Origin of the sequence: Prescottella equi (assembly GCF_020171745.1) — a bacterium.
In the GTDB taxonomy this organism is placed as follows: domain Bacteria; phylum Actinomycetota; class Actinomycetes; order Mycobacteriales; family Mycobacteriaceae; genus Prescottella; species Prescottella equi_A.
In genome coordinates, this window is the sequence record NZ_JAIVAH010000004.1 from 303,805 (window position 1) to 320,262 (window position 16,458).

A 16,458-nucleotide genomic window follows, 5' to 3' on the forward strand; every position below is an offset into this window, starting at 1 on the left:
AGGACGCGACGGCGTCAGCCGCCGATGCGCACCGGCCCCGGGTCGACCAGCACGCAGCGGGCGCCCGAGAAGATCGTCGGCATGCACTTGTTGCAGTGGATGCACAGCGACCGCGTGCGGGACTCGGCCTGGATCCGGTTGATCAGGTCGGGCTCCCGCAGCAGCGCGCGGGCCATCGCGACGAACTCGAACCCCTCCTCCATCGCGGTGTCCATGCCGGCCTTGTCGGTGACACCGCCGAGCAGCACCAGCGGCATCTTCACGGCCGCGCGGATCTGTCGGGCCTCCTCGAGCATGAACAGCGGCTCGTAGGGGTAGGTCTTGATGAACGCCTTGCCGACCAACTGCACACCGAGCTTGACCGGCTGCGGCATCGCGGCCGCGAAGTCGCGGACCGGGGCGTCGCCCTTGAACAGGTACATCGGGTTGAGCAGCGAGCTACCCATGGTCAGTTCGAGCGCGTCGAGGCTGCCGTCGGCCTCGAGCCACTGCGCCACCTGGATCGCCTCGTCCACCCAGAATCCGCCGGGCACGCCGTCGTCCATGTTGAGCTTGGCGAGGATCGCGATCCGGTCGCCGACCGCCTCCCGCACGGCGCGCGCCGTCTCCAGCACGATGCGGGCCCGGTTCGCGAGCGATCCGCCGTAGTTGTCCTTGCGCTTGTTCAGCTTGGGGCTCAGGAAAGAACTCGCGAAGTAGTTGTGGCCGAAGTGGATCTCGACGGCGTCGAAGCCGCCCTCGATCGCGAACGTGGCCGCGTCGGCGTGCGCCTGCGTGATCCGGGCGATGTCGGCGGCGGTCGCGGCATGGATCTTCTTCATGCTCATCGGGTTGAACGACATCGACGGTGCCAGGGCAGGCAGCCCGTTCGACTTCTCGTTCGCGACGGGACCGGCGTGCCCGATCTGCGCCGACGCCGCCGCACCCTCGGCGTGGATCGCATCGGTGAGCTTCCGGAGGCCGGGCACCACCTCGGGCCGCATCCACAGCTGACCGCGCTCGGTGCGCCCCTCGGGCTGCACGGCGCAGTACGCAACGGTGGTCATGCCGACACCGCCGGCCGCGGGCTGACGGTGGAACTCGATCAATTCGTCCGTGACCAGTGCCTTAGGGGTGCGCCCCTCGAACGTCGCGGACTTGATGATCCGATTGCGCAGCGTGATCGGGCCGAGCTTGGCAGGCGCGAACACATCAAGGGGAGTGATCTGGGACACTGCGAATCCTTCCGTCGGGAGCGGCCCGAGGGTATACCGATGCCAGCGGTCTCGAAAGTGGGGGTGTCCACTGGGTGGGACGTTCGAATCCGTGCTCACCCGGCCACGCTGCGCACCGCAATGCCCAGATACACGAGCATCAGGACGAACAGAAACCAGCCCGCTGCCTGCCAGACCGGCCACGTCCCGTTGCGCCGCCACACACGGTAGGCCTGGACGAAAGCAACGATTCCGCCGAGCAGCAGCAGAGCCGACGGCACCACCACCACGACGATGCGTGCGCTGTCGGTGCACAGTCGTCCCTCGTCGGGAGTGCAGTCCCCCGCCCCGGACCCCACCGAGATCGTGACGGCCATCGCGATCAGGGCGAGAACAATCGTGGCCGCGTCGAACAGCGCCGCCCGCCGAAAGGTCTCCGGGTCCGACCACCGCTTCTCCACGTCGCGCGTCATGTGCCTCCTTCCACGTCACTTCTTCCGCTCATCTACCCGAACCCGAGCGGAACGAAACCGACCCTCACCCTCTACGGATGAGGCCGGCGGCGCGGCGGTGCGGTTCATTCGTGAGACACGACCGAACGCCCGCCGAGCGAAGGATCTGCGATGACGACTCCGGACCCGACGACCGATGCCCCGTACGACCTCCCCGGCGGGTACCCGACGGCGGAGTCCGCTGCCCGCGCACGGGACGACGCCGACTTCCAGCGGGCGGTGACGGCCTACCGGTTCTGGTACCCCACGGTGTCCGTCGAGGGGATCTTCAACGGCAACCGGGAGATCGGCATCGCCGACAACGAGGCGGTGGGGATCGCGTCGACCGGACCGCTGCAGGTCGGTTTCACGCTCAACTCCGACACGCCGTACGGTGCCGCCGCCCTCGATCTGACGGACGGGCCGATGGTGATCGAACTCCCGGCCGGCCCGTACATCGGCCTGGTCGACGATCACCACCAGCGGTGGATCATGGACATGGGCATCCCCGGCCCCGACGAGGGGAAGGGCGGACGGCACGTGGTGCTGCCCCCGGGGTACGACGGCGACGTCCCGTCCGGTCACCACATCGGCCGGTCCAACTCGTTCACGGTGTTGATGGCACTGCGTGCGCTGCCGGTCGGCGGGGACATCGCCGGTGCGCTGAAAGCGTTGCGCGAGGTGAAGATCCATCGCCTGGGCGCCGACACCGAGTGCCTCGACTTCGTCGACTTCACCGAGAAGGCCCTCGACAGCACGTGCCTGCGCTGGGAGGACAGCATCGAGTTCTGGAAGGTGCTGCACGGCATCCTCGACCGGGAACCGGTGGTGGACGAGTTCCGGCCCATGTACGGATTGCTCGGCGCACTCGGGATCCGGAAGGGCGAGCCGTTCGCACCCGACGCGCGAACCACCCGGATCCTCGAACGCGCGGCCCGGGCCGGCCGGGATCAGATGCTGGTCTCCGCCTTCGCCGGCACCCGCCCCGACCGGATCGCGTGGCCGGACCGTGCGTGGGAATGGGTGGGATTGGTCCCGGACAACGCCGACTTCGAGACGCCCACCGGACTCGATCTCGAGGCCCGCGACCGCTGGTTCGCGCAGGCGATCGTCGCGTCCCCGGCGATGTTCCGAAGGCAGGTCGGGGGCGGTTCCCTGTACTGGCTCGGGACACGGGACTCGCGAGGCGACTACCTCGACGGCGGCGCCGAATACACGCTGACGGTGCCCACCCCCGTTCCCGCCGCCCTGTTCTGGTCGATCACCGTCTACGACGCCCAGACCCGGTCACAGGTACAGGCTCCGCTGGGCCGGGCTGCCCTGCGCTCGCTCTTCGAACTGCCACAGGACGACTCGGGCTCGATCGACCTGTACTTCGGCCCGAATGCCCCGGTCGGCGTGGAGAACCTGTGGGTCGAGACGCTCCCCGGCCGCTCCTGGTTCGCGTACCTGCGGATCTACGGTCCGCAGGAGAGCGCATTCGACGGCACGTGGCGGCCGGGTGATTTCGTCCGGATGCCCCCGCTCAGCTGAGCTCGCCGTACCGTGCCAGCGCCTCGCGCCGCTCCTCGGCGTGGTCGACGATCGGGTCCGGATACGCCTCCGGCCGAGCGTCTTTCAGGGTGTGCACCGCCTTGCCGCTCACCCCGCGCAACTCCGGCACCCAGCGCCGCACGTAATCGCCGGTGGGGTCGAACTTCTCGCCCTGCCCGGTCGGGTTGAACACCCGGAAGTACGGTGCGGCGTCGGTGCCGGATCCGGCCGTCCACTGCCAGCCGTGCTGGTTCGACGCCAGATCACCGTCGACCAGGTGCTGCATGAAGAACCGCGCCCCGCGCCACCACGGCAGGTGCAGGTCCTTCACGAGGAACGACGCGACGATCATCCGCACCCGGTTGTGCATCCAGCCCTCGGCCGCCAACTGCCGCATGCCGGCGTCGACGATCGGAAAGCCGGTGCGGCCCTCGCACCACGCCGCGAACAGCGCGTCGGCGTCGCGTCCGGTGTCGTGGCGGATCGCGTCGAACTTGGCGTCGTAGTTGCGTCGGGCGCTGTCCGGACGCTGGAACAGGATGTCGGCGTAGAAGTCTCGCCACGCCACCTGCCGCCGGTACTGCTCGGCGCCGTGACTGCGCTTGCGGGCCAGATCGGCGAGCATCGTGCGCGGGTGGATGTTGCCGAACTTGAGATACACCGACATCCGACTGGTGGTGTCCAGGTCCGGGCGGTCGCGTTCGTCGTCGTAGCGGATCAGGTCGTCGCCGCAGAACTCGCGCCAGCGTCCCAGCGCCGCATCCTCACCCGCCGGGAGACCGGGCCCGTCGGGGTCGGGAATCACGGTGCGCGCCTTCGACACGTCGACGTCGTCGGGGTCGATCCAGTCGAGCGTGTCCGCGCCGGTGCGGGCCGGTCCGCGCCACCCGTGGTCGAGCCAGCGCTTGAACCACGGCGTGAACACCTTGTACGGGCTGCCGTCGTCCTTCGTCACCCGGCCCGGTGCGATCGCGTACGGCGAACCGGTGGCCACCAGATCGACATGTTCCGCGACGGCCGCGTCGCGCTCGACCCCGTACGGTCCGTAGTCCGCACTCACGTGCACTTCCCGCGCGTCGACCGCTTTCGCGACCCGGGGCACCACCTCGACCGGATCCCCGCGCACCACCAGCAGGCGGCCACCGAGTTGCTCGTCGAGCGCGGACAGGCTGCGGTACAGGAAGTCTCGTCGCGGGCCGCCCGACGGGCCGAGCAGCCGGTCGTCGAGCACGAACAGCCCCAGCGCCCGCTCCCCCGCCGCGCTCAGCGTCGGCAGATCCCCCACGCGCAGATCACGCCGGAACCAGACCAACGACTCAGGCATCGCGGGTCGCCCCCTGCCCGGCGATCAGCAACTCCGTCGTCAGTTCGATGTGCCGCCGCAGCTCGTCCACCGCGCGGTCGGCGTCCCGGTCCACGGTGGCCGCGGCGATGCGGTCGTGCTCGGCGCCGACGTCGCGGGCCGTGGACTCGGGGCTGCGCACGCTCCAGCAGCGGTACACCTCCGAGACGTCCCGCAGCGATTCGGCGATGTGCACGAGCCGGGTGTTGGGGCAGGCCTGCAGCAGGGTGCCGTGGAAGGCGCTGTGCGCCGCGAGCCACGCCTCGGAGACCCGGCCGTCGGCGTCCACGGACGCGGTCCGCGACAGCCGGTGCCGCGCCGCGAGAACCGCCGACTCCCATTCGACGTCGCCGTGCGCGATCGACCGGCGCAGCGCCTCGGACTCGACGAACACGCGGGTGTCGGTCAGCTCCACCAGGTCCGGCACCGACACCGGGACCACCCGGAACCCCAACTGCGCCTCCGACACCGCGAGTCCCTGCTCGACCAGCCGGGGCAGCACCTCGCGCAGCACGCCGGTGCTGACGTCGTAGCGGGCCTGCAGTTGTCCGAAGGCGAGCTTCTCCCCCGGCGCGAGGACGCCGCCGAGGATGTCGGCGCGCAGCCGCGCGTGGATCTCGTCGGCGCGGGTACCGGTCGCTCTGGCCATGCCGCCAGTACAGGCCGTTCCGAATCGAGAGTCAAGTTTCGAAATTATATTGCGTTTCCGATATTTCTCGGGTCTACTGGGCCTCGCTTCTCCTATTACTCATCCACAGACAGGAACGACCGTCATGCGCGTGGCCAACCTCTCCGGACGCACCGTCCTGATCGATGGCGACCGGGCCGTCGACGTCCACACCGCCAGTTCCGGCCGCTTCGGCCCCGCCCCGGCGGCGGTCTACGCCGAGTGGGCGGCGTTCACCGACTGGGCCCGCACGCTGCCCGGCACCACCGGCGAGACGTTCGACCGCCGCGACCTCGGCGCCCCGTCCCCGGCGCCGAGCCAGGTGTTCGCGATCGGCCTCAACTACCGCGACCACGCGGCCGAGACCGGGCTGGACGCGCCGGACGCGCCGCCCACGTTCACCAAGTTCGCGAGCTGCCTCACCGGTCCCGAGACCGATCTGACGCTGCCCACCGACACCGTCGACTGGGAGGTGGAACTGGTGGCCGTCATCGGCCGCGAGGCGACGAACGTCGCGGCCGCCGACGCGTGGTCGTACGTCGCGGGACTGACCGTGGGACAGGACTTCTCGGAGCGGACGTCGCAGATGGCCGGGCCGGCGCCGCAGTTCTCGCTGGCCAAGTCGTTCCCCGGCTTCGGCGCGACCGGGCCGTGGCTGGTGACGCCCGACGAGTTCGCCGACCGGAACGACCTCGCGATCGAGTGCGACATCGACGGCGAGACGGTCCAGTCCGGCCGCACCGCGCAGATGATGTTCCCCGTTGCCGAACTGATCGCGCACCTGTCTGCGGTGTGCACACTGCGGCCGGGCGACCTGATCTTCACGGGCACCCCGGCCGGGGTGGGCGTCGGCCGCAGCCCGCAACGCTTCCTGATCCCCGGCAACGTCGTGACCAGCAGCATCGAGGGCATCGGATCGCTCGTCCAGCGCTGCGTGGCCGGGGCGAAGTAGGCAGGAAGTAGGCAATTCGCGTAAACCTCCGCACGGCCGGGAACCGAAAACTAGAATTATTTCCAATTCTGGACTGTTCCGGTTCCCGGCCGACAGGAGTTGCCCGTGAGTGATCGTCCCCTGTTCGCCGTCGCCGGCCTGCCGTCCAACGCCCCGGGCGGGGTGCTCGACACCGCACAGCAGATCGTCTTCGAGACCGCGGTCAACGAGGTTGTCGCCCTGCCCGCCGTGCAGGCCGCGCGCCGGGACGTCGTCGAGATGTACCGGGCCGATCCGCAGGGACGCACCGCCGCCGGCGCCGCGACCCTCGAGGCCGCGGCCGACGCGATCACCGTGGCCGCGGCCCAGATGATCGTCAACGACGACCCCTCCCGGCCGCAGTTCTCGTGGGAGGCGAACGCCGCCCACCAGTGGCACGCGCTCGACGTCCCCGCCTCCGGCTATGGGATCGACAACCCCGACAACGTGCACCGGCACGCCGCGGTCGACGGCGCGTCCACCTACGTGGTGCACGGCCGGATGCCCGCAGGCAGCCCGTCCCAGCTGTCGTTCGTCCTGTACGGCGAGATCCCCGGCACCGGCGCGGTCACCAGGGAGGGCGCGCCGATCCTCGGGTTCCTCACCAGCGACCGCATGCACATCGAGCCCGACGGCTCCTTCACGATCACGGTTTCCCCCGAACCCGCCGACGGCGGCGCCAACCACATCCGGACCGCCGCCGGCGCCCGACTGCTCATCGCGCGCGATTCGCTCGACGACTGGTCGGCGCAGACGCCGTCGGAGTTGTCGATCGAACGAATCGCCGGCCCGCCGCTCGACGCGCCGCGCAGCACCGAGGACCTGGCCGACCGCACCGCCGACCTGCTGCGCCGGGTCGGGCGCTACTGGCTCGACTACGACAACGCGTTCGTCTACGCCAAGCCCGCGAACACCGTGCAGCCCCCGCCCGGGCTGCGGGCGTCCGGTTTCGGCTTCGCGACGAGCGGGCACTTCGCGCTCGGGCCGGGGCAGGCCCTGGTCGTCACCCTCGACCCGGTCGGCGCGAAGTACCTGGGCTTCGAACTCACCGACCCGTGGGGCGTCGCGCGCGAGTACGTGCGCCGGACCGGGAGCCTCAATCAGGCCCAGGCCGAACCCAATCCCGACGGCACCATCACCTACGTCGTGGCCGCCGAGGATCCCGGTACCGCGAACTGGCTCGACACCGACGGCATCGACGCCGGGCTGTTCGCCATCCGCTGGCAGTCGGTGCCCGCCGGCGCCGACGTGAGCGGCGCGGTCGGAGCGGTGGACCTGGTGGCCGTCGTGGACCTGCCCACAGAACTCGCCGCACGCGGCGCGCTCGTCGGCGCGGTGACGCCCACCCAGCGGAGCGCCCGACTGGACCGCCGGGTCATGGACTACCTGCAGCGACTGTCGAGCCCGCCGATTTAGTGAACAGCATTCACAATGAACTAGCATCACCGCCGTGCCCGACCACCACGACGCCGCCGACGCGCTCGGTCGCGCCTACGTGCTCGCGGAGAATCTGTCGGCATCGCTGCAGTCGGGTACCCGCGATTTCGGGCTGACGACCGCGCGGACCCGCGCCCTGCTGTGCGTCCTCGAGAATCCGCCGATGACGCAGCGCGATCTCGCGGGCGCGCTGCGCTGCAGCACCCGACAGGTGACCGCGCTGGTCGATGCTCTCGAGAAGTCCGGGCACCTGCGCCGGGACCCGCACCCGACGGATCGGCGCGCCCATCTCGTCGCGCTCACCGACCGCGGTCTCCGCGACGCCGACCGGGTCCGGCACCTGCGGGCGAGCACCGCGCAGCACCTGTTCGACGGCGTCGACCCACACGATCTCGACGCGTTCGTCCGGGTCGCCGACACCCTGATCGCACGTTCCGACCGAGTGCGCCCGCGGCCGGAGGAGTGACGAAGATGAGGGGAAACGCCGCGGCCGCCGGGCACAATGCTCAGGTGACCGCCACTGCAACCGTCCTGGTCGTCGACGACGACCCGGACGTGCTCGCCTCGCTCGAGCGTGGGCTCCGCCTGTCCGGCTTCACCGTCCTCACCGCGTCGGACGGGGCGATCGCCCTGAAGGTGGTCGCGACCGCGGCACCCGACGCCGTCGTGCTCGACATGAACATGCCCGTGCTCGACGGCACCGGTGTGGTCACCGCGCTGCGCCGGGAGGGCAACGAGGTCCCGATCTGTGTGCTCAGCGCCCGCAGTTCGGTCGATGACCGCATCGCCGGCCTCGAGTCCGGCGCCGACGACTACCTCGTCAAGCCGTTCGTGCTCGCCGAACTCGTCGCCCGGATCCGGGCGATGCTGCGCCGCCGCTCGGCGGCCGTCGCCGCGGCCGACACCGATCCCCCGATCACCGTCGGCCCCCTGGCGGTCGACGTCGCGGGCCGACGCGTCTGGCTGAACGACACCGAACTCACCCTCACCAAGCGGGAATTCGAGCTGACCGAGGTGCTGGCCCGCAACGCCGGGGTGGTGCTGAGCCGGGAACGACTGCTGGATCTGGTGTGGGGCTACGACTTCGTCGCCGACACCAACGTGGTCGACGTGTTCGTCGGGTATCTGCGCCGCAAGTTCGAGATCGACGGCACCCCGCGGCTCGTGCACACCGTGCGCGGAGTGGGATTCGTGCTGCGGGAACCGACGTGAGGCCGCAGTCGCTGCGGGCGCGCGTCGCCGCGGCCACCGCACTCGGGGCGACGATCATCGTCGCCGCGGTCGGCGTGTATCTGGCCCTCGCGATCGCCCGCAACAACCTGCAGCAACTCGACCGGCGGCTCGAGACCGCGTCGCGGGTGCTGATCGTCAATGCCGGTGCCGCGGCGCCGTTCCTGAACGTCCTCGGTGACGGCGGCGCGTTCGCGGTGACGATCCGGTCGGGCGACAAGGTCGTCTCGAGCACGTCCAGTCGGCTGCCCGAACTCGATCTCGGATCGCACACCGTCGATGTCGCCGGCACCCCGTTCCGTGCGTTCACCGCGCCGCTGAGTCCCGGCTCCACGTCCCTGCTGTCGGTGGCCGTCCCGCTCGCCGAGGCGAAGGACCCCACCACCGATCAGCAGCAGCAGGTCGCGCTCGTCGGTGTAGGCGCGATCGTCGCCGCCACCGGCCTCGGCTGGGTGTTCGGCGGCCGGGCCGTCCGCCCGCTCGTCGAGCTCACCCAGCGTGTCGGCCGCCGCGACCGCGACCTCGCCACCGCGGCGTCCGGGGTCCGCGAGGCCGACGAACTCGCCGCCGCGGCCGGCGCCATGCTGCAGGACGTCTCCGACGCGCAGGAACGCACCGCGGCCGCACTCGACACCGCCCGCGACTTCGCGGCCGCGTCCGCGCACGAACTGCGGACCCCGCTCACCGCGATGCGCACCGACCTCGAGGTCCTCACGACCCTCGACCTGTCCGACGCCCAGCGCGCCGAGATCCTCGCCGACCTCGCCCGCACGCAGGGCCGGCTCGAGGCCACCCTCACCGCGCTGGAACGGCTCGCATCCGGTGAACTGTCCAGCGAGAAGGACCACGTCGACCTCGATCTGACGGAACTGTGCGACCTCGCCGCCGAGGACGCGCAGCGCCTGCACCCGGGCCTCACCGTCACCGTCGACGCCCCGCCCGGACTCGTCGTGCGCGGCCTGCCGGTGGGCCTGCGGCTCTCGATCGACAACGCGATCAGCAACGCCGTCCGGCACGGCGGCGCACGGCACGTGTCCGTCGGTGCACGCCGCGACGACGCCGGGACCGTCACGGTCACCGTCGACGACGACGGCGACGGCATCCCGCACGAGGAGAGGGTCGCGGTGTTCGAGCGCTTCCGGCGCGGCAGCAGTGCCGCCAAGGGCGGCTCCGGGCTGGGGCTGGCGCTCGTGGCGCAGCAGGCCGGACTGCACGGGGGCACGGCCCACATCGCGGACAGTCCCCTCGGCGGTGCCCGACTGGTGGTGACCCTTGAAAGTTGACGGACGCGAGATCCCGGTCAGCGGCAGCCTGCTGCCGCCGCTGATCCGACGCACCAGCGACATCCTGCGGGTCGTCGTCGCGCTGATCCTGCTCGGCGCGGTCATCGCCGGCTCGGTGATCACCCGCAGCGAGTGGGACGCCCTCGAGACCTCGGTGTCCGACATCGTCGGCATCCTGTCGCCGGGCGTCTCGGACACCGTCTACCTGCTGTACGGCGTCGCTATCCTCGCGCTGCCGTTCGCGATCCTGATCCAGCTGATCGTGGGCCGCCGCTGGAAGCTGCTCGCCGGGTACGCGGCCGCCGGTCTCATCGCCGGCGTGGCGCTGTCGTTCACCGGATCCGGGCTGGCGGCCCCGCGCTGGCACCTCGACGTCTCCGACCGCCTCAACACGTTCCTGTCGCAGTTCCTCGACGATCCACGCTGGATCGCGATGCTCGCGGCAGTCCTGACGGTGTCCGGACCGTGGCTACCGAAGCGCTGGCGACGCCTGTGGTGGGCACTGCTGCTGCTGTTCGCACCGATCCATCTGGTCGTCAGCTCGATCGTGCCGGCCCGCTCGATGCTCGGCCTGGCCGTCGGCTATCTCGTCGGCGCGGTCATCGTGCTGGTGGTGGGCACCCCCGCGCTGGAGGTGCCGCTCGAGTCCGCGGTGGAGGCGCTGCAGCGCCTGGGCCACCGGATCACCGCGTTCCGGGTCATCACCACGGCGGGCAGCGGACCGCTGATCCTCGGCGCGTCCCGCGACGGCGAGCCCGAGATGATCGTCGAAATGTACGGGCAGAACCAGCGCAGCAGCGGCGCGATCCGCCAGGTGTCCAAGTGGCTCACCCTCCGCAGCAGCGAGAGCGCGCCCGCGCACGCCTCGTTGGCGCGGGCCGTCGAGCATCGGGCGCTGATGGGGATCGCCGTCGCCGACCTGGGGCTCGCGGCATCCAAGCCGATGGCCGTCACCACCCTGGACCGCGGTTGGCAGCTCTACGCCCGGCCGCTCTCGCACGGTGCCCCCGTCGCGACGCTCCGCACGGACAACCCGCATCCCCGCGACACGCTGCTCGAGATGCTGTGGGACTCGCTCGGCGAACTGCACGCCCGTCAGATCACGCACGGCGACCTGCGGGCGTCGGAGATCCGGATCGACGACGGCCAGGCCCTGTTCGATGGCTTCACCTACGCCGAACTCGGGTCGTCGGAGGCGCAGATCCAGTCCGACACCGCACAGCTCCTCCTGACCACCGCGGCGCTGTTCGGGGAGGAGCCGGCGGTCCGCGCCGCGCTCACCGCGCGCGGCCGCGACCGGATCCTCGCCGCGTCGGGCCGGCTCACGAAGTCGGCGATGCCGTCGCGGCTGCGCAAACAGGCTCCCGACTCGTCCGCGCTGCTCGGCGCGATCCGCGACGAGGTGAGCAACCAGACCGACATCGAGAAGATCGCGCCGGAACAGGTCACCCGGTTCACCCGGAACCAGATCATCCAGCTGGTGCTGCTGATCGGTCTGGTCTACGTGGCCTACCCGTTCATCAGCCAGGTCCCCACGTTCGTCACCGAACTGAAGACGGCGAACTGGTGGTGGGCGCTGGCCGGCCTGATCGTCTCCGCGCTCACGTACTTCGGCGCCGCGGCCTCGCTGTGGGCGTGCGCCTCCGAGCTGGTGCGCTATCGGCACCTGGTGATCATGCAGGTCGCCAACACGTTCGCCGCCACCACCACCCCGGCCGGCGTCGGCGGCCTCGCGCTGAGCGTGCGGTTCCTCCAGAAGGGCGGTCTCGGCACCGTCCGGGCGACGGCCGCGGTGGCCCTGCAGCAGACCGTGCAGGTGGTCACCCACGTGGCGCTGCTGATCTTCTTCAGCGTCGCGGCCGGACGCGACGCCGATCTGTCGCACTTCGTCCCCAAGGGCACGACGCTCTATCTCATCGCGGGCATCGCGTTGGGCGCGATCGGCACCTTCACGTTCCTCCCCAAGGCCAGGCGGTGGCTGAACAACGAAGTCCGGCCGCAGCTGACCGAGGTGCTCGGATCCCTCGCGCAACTGGCCCGCAACCCGGGCCGCTTCATGCTGATCGTCCTCGGCAGCGCCGGCACCACCTTGGGGGCCGCGCTCGCGCTGTGGGCGAGCATCGAGGCGTTCGGCGGCGGCACCACGTTCGTCACGGTCACGATCGTCACGATGATCGGCGGCACCCTCGCGTCGGCCGCGCCCACCCCCGGTGGTGTGGGCGCGGTGGAGGCCGCCCTCATCGGTGGCCTGACCGCCTTCGGGCTGCCGGTGGGCATCGCGGTACCGTCGGTGCTGCTGTACCGCGTCCTGACCTGCTGGCTGCCGGTGTTCTGCGGCTGGCCGACCTTGCGCTGGTTGCAGAAAAACGACATGGTCTGATGGTTTGTGACCGATAATTCTGGAACGCCGGAAGAATTTTCCGGCAACCAGTAGCAAATCGAGACGTAGTCCCGATAGCGAAAGTGATATACACCTGTTCAGAACCGCGGAGCTGATCCTTGCTCCCGGCCGACCACCGAAGCGGAGAAAGCATGCGCGTAACCCAGAAGTCCCGCCGGCTCAAAGCACTGATCGGCGCCACGACTGCGGCGGTCGCCGCACTGCCCGTCTTCGTCGGAGCCGGAGTGGCCACCGCCGCGACACCGGGTGCGACGGACGCCGCGAACGTCCAGTCCGCGGCCCGCGCGAACGGCGGCACCAAGCTCGTCTCGGCGACGTCGACCGGCCCGAACAAGCTCCGCCTGGTGGTCCGCTCGGAGTCGATGGGGCGCGACATCCCGCTCGACGTCATCCGCCCGGCCGACACGTCCAAGGCCGCCCCCACGCTGTACCTGCTCAACGGTGCCGGCGGCGGCGAGGACTCGGCGTCGTGGCAGAAGCAGGCCGACATCGGCACCTTCTTCCAGGGCAAGCAGGTCAACGTGGTCACCCCGATGCAGGGCGCGTTCACCTACTACACCGACTGGCAGAAGGCCGACGACGCCCTGCACGGCGTCAACAAGTGGGAGACGTTCCTGACGCAGGAACTGCCGCCGGTCGTCGACTCCGCGCTCGGCACCACCAAGGTCAACTCGCTGGCCGGCATCTCGACGTCGGGCACCTCGGTGTTCAACCTCGCGCTCAAGGATCCGCAGCTGTACAAGGCCGTCGGCGCGTACAGCGGCTGCGCGGACACCGTGACCCCGATGGGCCAGACCTACATCCAGATCGTCATCGCGGCCCGCGGCTCGGCTGACGTCGAGAACATGTGGGGCCCGGTCGGCAGCCCGGACTGGCAGGCACACGACCCGATCTACAACATCGGCAAGCTCAAGGGCGGCCCGAAGCTGTACGTCGCCAACGCGTCCGGCCTGCCGGGCCCGCACGACACGCTCGACAGCCAGGGCATCAACGGCAATGTCGGGACGCTGGCCAACCAGATCATCGTCGGCGGCATCATCGAGGCGGCCACCAACGAGTGCACCCACCGACTGTTCGACGCCGTCAACTTCAACGGCATGGGCGACCAGGCGCACTTCGACTTCAAGCCGGCCGGCACCCACTCGTGGGGCTACTGGCGTGACGACCTGAACAACTCGTGGCCGATGCTGGCCGACGCCATGGGCACCCCCCGGGGATAGTCCGGCACCAGCAGCACCACGCTGAGCAGAGGGCGCTCCGACTTCGGTCGGGGCGCCCTTTCTCGTCCCGCAACTCCCTGAGGCGGCTCATACTGTTGACGTCGGAAGCCGACGACGACGGGACCGGTCATGACCTTCAGCAATCCCCAGGGCACTCGCGGACCGAAACCCCCGCACGGGCGGATGGTGCGCTGGGTCAACAAGTTCGCGATGGGCCGCGTCCGCCGTGGCGGCAAGTTCATGGGCATGGACACCCTCGTGCTCACCACCGTCGGCCGCAAGAGCGGGGAGCCTCGCTCCACGCCGGTCGGCTGGTTCGCGGGACCGGACGGCACGTGGTTCATCGTGGCGTCGGCGGCCGGTGCCCGCGCCAATCCGGCCTGGTATCTCAATCTGGCCGCGCACCCCGACCAGGTGACGATCGAGGTGGGCGGTGACTCGATTCCGGTGACGGCCCGCGAACTCCACGACACCGAGCGCGCCGACGCCTGGGCGACGATCACGGCGGCGGCCCCGCAGTTCACCAAGTACGAACAGAAGACCGACCGGGAGTTGCCGGTGATAGAACTCAGGCCCCGCACCGACTGAACGGTGCAGGGCCTGAGTTCTGTTGCTCTACAGGACTACTGGGTACCCAGCAGGTCGATGATGAACACCAGCGTCTTGCCCGACAGCTGGTGGCCGCCACCGGCCGGACCGTACGCGAGCTCCGGCGGAACCGTGAGCTTGCGGCGGCCGCCGACCTTCATGCCGGGGATGCCTTCCTGCCAGCCCGGGATCAGCCGGTTGAGCGGGAAAGCGACGGACTCGCCACGCAGGAACGACGAGTCGAACACCTCGTTCGAGTCGTACTCGACACCGTGGTAGTGCACATCCACGACGCCGCCCGGCTGGGCCTCCGCGCCGTCGCCGACCGTGATGTCCTCGATGACCAGCTCGGCCGGGGCCGGGCCATCGGCGGGCTCGATGACCGGCGGCTTCGGCGGCACGACGACGTCGAGCAGGTCGATGACGAACACGAGGGTCTTGCCGGACAGCTGGTGACCGCTGCCGGCCGGACCGTACGCAAGCTCCGGCGGGATGGTCAGCTGACGCCGGCCGCCCACCTTCATGCCCGGGATGCCTTCCTGCCAGCCTGCGATCAGGCCCTGCAGCGGAAAGGTGATGGACTCGCCGCGGCCCCACGAGGAGTCGAACTCCTCGCCGGAGTCGAACTCGACGCCCACGTAGTGGACCTCGACCTTGGCGCCGGGGGTGGCCTCCGGGCCGTCACCGACGACGATGTCCTTGATGACGAGTTCGGTGGGCGCGGGGCCTTCCTGGAACTCGATCTCGGGCTTGGTGCTCATGATGTTGTCCGATCAGTAGTAGTCGGGCAGAAACAGGTCAGCGTGCGGACAGGTCCACGTAGTCGCGCTGCGTGTAGCCGGTGTAGATCTGACGCGGACGACCGATCTTGGTGGCCGGATCCTCGTGCATCTCACGCCAGTGCGCGATCCAGCCGGGCAGCCGACCCATCGCGAACAGCACGGTGAACATCCGGGTCGGGAAGCCCATCGCGCGGTAGATCAGGCCCGTGTAGAAGTCCACGTTCGGGTACAGCTTGCGCTCGATGAAGTACTCATCGGTGAGCGCGGCTTCCTCGAGCGACTTCGCGATCTGGAGCAGCTCGTCGTCGCCGCCGAGCTTGCCGAGGATCGTGTCCGCGGCCTTCTTGGCGATCGCAGCGCGCGGATCGTAGTTGCGGTAGACGCGGTGCCCGAAGCCCATGAGCTTCACGCCGTCTTCCTTGTTCTTGACCTTGCGGACGAACTCCTTGACGTCGCCGCCGCCGGCCTTGATCTCGTCGAGCATCTCGAGCACGGCCTGGTTGGCGCCGCCGTGCAGCGGGCCCCACAGCGCGTTGATACCGGCGGAGACCGACGTGAACAGGTTCGCGTCCGACGAGCCGACCATGCGGACGGTCGACGTCGAGCAGTTCTGCTCGTGGTCGGCGTGCAGGATCAGCAGCATGTCGAGCGCCTTGGCGACCTCGGGATCGACCTCGTACGGCTCGGCCGGGAAGCCGAACGTCATCCGGAGGAAGTTCTCGACCAGCGAGAGCGAGTTGTCCGGGTACAGGAACGGCTGTCCGACGGACTTCTTGTACGCGTACGCCGCGATGGTCGGCATCTTCGCCAGCAGGCGGGTGGTGGACAGCTCGACCTGCTCCGGATCATCCGGGTCCAGCGAGTCCTGGTAGTACGCGGACAGCGCGTTGACCGCGGAGGAGAGCACCGGCATCGGGTGCGCGTTGCGCGGGAAGCCGTCGAAGAACCGCTTGAGGTCCTCGTGCAGGAGGGTGTGGCGACGGATCTTGTCCGTGAACACCTCGAGCTGGGCTTCGGTGGGCAGCTCCCCGTAGATCAGCAGGTAGCTGACCTCGATGAACGTCGAGCGCTCCGCGAGCTCCTCGATCGGGTACCCGCGGTAACGCAGGATGCCCTTGTCGCCGTCGATGTAGGTAATAGCGGAACTGGTGGACGCGGTATTGACGAAGCCCGGGTCGAGCGTCGTGTAACCAGTGTTGGCAAGGAGCTTGCCCAGCTCGATGCCGTCGTTGCCTTCAGTCGCCTTGGCGATGGACATCGTGTGCTCGCCACCGGGGTAGCTGAGTGTGGGTTTGTTGTCATTCTCAGCGGGCACGGAAGG

Annotated in this window: 15 protein-coding genes and 1 pseudogene; 9 read left to right on the top strand and 7 right to left on the bottom strand. The window is 69.7% G+C overall.

The window, feature by feature from the left end; all coding sequences use genetic code 11:
- Window positions 1–14: 14 nt before the first annotated feature.
- Entirely contained in the window at window positions 15–1,214 is a 1,200-nt protein-coding gene (locus LCL87_RS02790; RefSeq protein ID WP_225016420.1) for an NADH:flavin oxidoreductase, read from the bottom strand.
- Between the two features lie 95 nt (window positions 1,215–1,309).
- Window positions 1,310–1,666: a hypothetical protein gene (locus tag LCL87_RS02795; RefSeq protein ID WP_225016422.1), complete on the bottom strand. Its 357-nt coding sequence runs from the start codon at window positions 1,664–1,666 to the stop codon at window positions 1,310–1,312.
- Between the two features lie 150 nt (window positions 1,667–1,816).
- On the opposite strand from LCL87_RS02795, the gene LCL87_RS02800 reads away from it, so the two are divergent.
- Complete coding sequence (locus LCL87_RS02800) at window positions 1,817–3,217, top strand: DUF1254 domain-containing protein (protein ID WP_225016424.1); 1,401 nt, start codon at window positions 1,817–1,819, stop codon at window positions 3,215–3,217.
- Here LCL87_RS02800 and LCL87_RS02805 read toward each other — a convergent pair.
- Together LCL87_RS02805 and LCL87_RS02810 are read right to left on the bottom strand one after the other, a co-directional pair.
- Window positions 3,210–4,541, bottom strand: coding sequence for a cryptochrome/photolyase family protein (locus LCL87_RS02805; protein WP_225016426.1), 1,332 nt, complete (start codon window positions 4,539–4,541; stop codon window positions 3,210–3,212). The two genes, LCL87_RS02800 and LCL87_RS02805, sit on opposite strands and share 8 nt — an antisense overlap.
- Window positions 4,534–5,208 carry a GntR family transcriptional regulator gene (locus LCL87_RS02810; protein WP_225016427.1) on the bottom strand — a complete coding sequence of 225 codons (675 nt, stop codon included), beginning with the start codon at window positions 5,206–5,208 and terminating at the stop codon, window positions 4,534–4,536. Before LCL87_RS02810 ends, LCL87_RS02805 begins: the two co-directional genes overlap by 8 nt.
- Window positions 5,209–5,332: 124 nt before the next feature.
- Here LCL87_RS02810 and LCL87_RS02815 point away from each other — a divergent pair, with 124 nt between their 5' ends.
- The 8 genes from LCL87_RS02815 to LCL87_RS02850 all read left to right on the top strand — a co-directional run bounded on the left by LCL87_RS02815 (window position 5,333) and on the right by LCL87_RS02850 (window position 14,355).
- Window positions 5,333–6,178 carry a fumarylacetoacetate hydrolase family protein gene (locus LCL87_RS02815; RefSeq protein ID WP_225016429.1) on the top strand — a complete coding sequence of 282 codons (846 nt, stop codon included), beginning with the start codon at window positions 5,333–5,335 and terminating at the stop codon, window positions 6,176–6,178.
- A 105-nt stretch (window positions 6,179–6,283) separates the two neighbouring features.
- Window positions 6,284–7,612, top strand: coding sequence for a DUF1214 domain-containing protein (locus tag LCL87_RS02820; RefSeq protein WP_225016430.1), 1,329 nt, complete (start codon window positions 6,284–6,286; stop codon window positions 7,610–7,612).
- Window positions 7,613–7,646: 34 nt separating this feature from the next.
- A complete protein-coding gene (locus tag LCL87_RS02825) occupies window positions 7,647–8,099 on the top strand; it encodes a MarR family transcriptional regulator (protein WP_225016432.1) in 453 nt (150 codons plus the stop codon).
- Between the two features lie 5 nt (window positions 8,100–8,104).
- On the top strand, window positions 8,105–8,845 hold the full coding sequence (locus tag LCL87_RS02830; protein WP_225016434.1) for a response regulator transcription factor: 741 nt from the start codon (window positions 8,105–8,107) through the stop codon (window positions 8,843–8,845).
- The gene (locus LCL87_RS02835) at window positions 8,842–10,146 is read left to right on the top strand and encodes a sensor histidine kinase (protein ID WP_225016437.1); all 1,305 of its coding nucleotides are present in this window, start codon (window positions 8,842–8,844) and stop codon (window positions 10,144–10,146) included. The genes LCL87_RS02830 and LCL87_RS02835 overlap by 4 nt, the downstream gene beginning before the upstream one ends.
- Window positions 10,136–12,526: a lysylphosphatidylglycerol synthase transmembrane domain-containing protein gene (locus LCL87_RS02840; RefSeq protein ID WP_225016439.1), complete on the top strand. Its 2,391-nt coding sequence runs from the start codon at window positions 10,136–10,138 to the stop codon at window positions 12,524–12,526. The genes LCL87_RS02835 and LCL87_RS02840 overlap by 11 nt, the downstream gene beginning before the upstream one ends.
- A 152-nt stretch (window positions 12,527–12,678) precedes the next feature.
- The gene (locus tag LCL87_RS02845; RefSeq protein ID WP_225016441.1) at window positions 12,679–13,767 is read left to right on the top strand and encodes an alpha/beta hydrolase; all 1,089 of its coding nucleotides are present in this window, start codon (window positions 12,679–12,681) and stop codon (window positions 13,765–13,767) included.
- A 129-nt stretch (window positions 13,768–13,896) separates the two neighbouring features.
- Window positions 13,897–14,355 carry a nitroreductase/quinone reductase family protein gene (locus tag LCL87_RS02850; RefSeq protein ID WP_225016442.1) on the top strand — a complete coding sequence of 153 codons (459 nt, stop codon included), beginning with the start codon at window positions 13,897–13,899 and terminating at the stop codon, window positions 14,353–14,355.
- Window positions 14,356–14,390: 35 nt separating this feature from the next.
- Here LCL87_RS02850 and LCL87_RS02855 read toward each other — a convergent pair whose 3' ends face one another.
- The 3 genes and pseudogenes from LCL87_RS02855 to LCL87_RS02865 form a co-directional block, all read right to left on the bottom strand.
- Entirely contained in the window at window positions 14,391–14,756 is a 366-nt protein-coding gene (locus LCL87_RS02855; protein WP_510850685.1) for an FKBP-type peptidyl-prolyl cis-trans isomerase, read from the bottom strand.
- A 9-nt stretch (window positions 14,757–14,765) separates the two neighbouring features.
- Window positions 14,766–15,116, bottom strand: a pseudogene (locus LCL87_RS02860) (FKBP-type peptidyl-prolyl cis-trans isomerase); the annotation flags it as partial.
- 37 nt (window positions 15,117–15,153) lie between these two features.
- Window positions 15,154–16,452 (bottom strand): citrate synthase, encoded by a 1,299-nt coding sequence (locus LCL87_RS02865; RefSeq protein ID WP_225016450.1) that lies wholly within the window; start codon window positions 16,450–16,452, stop codon window positions 15,154–15,156.
- Between the last annotated feature and the right edge of the window lie 6 nt (window positions 16,453–16,458).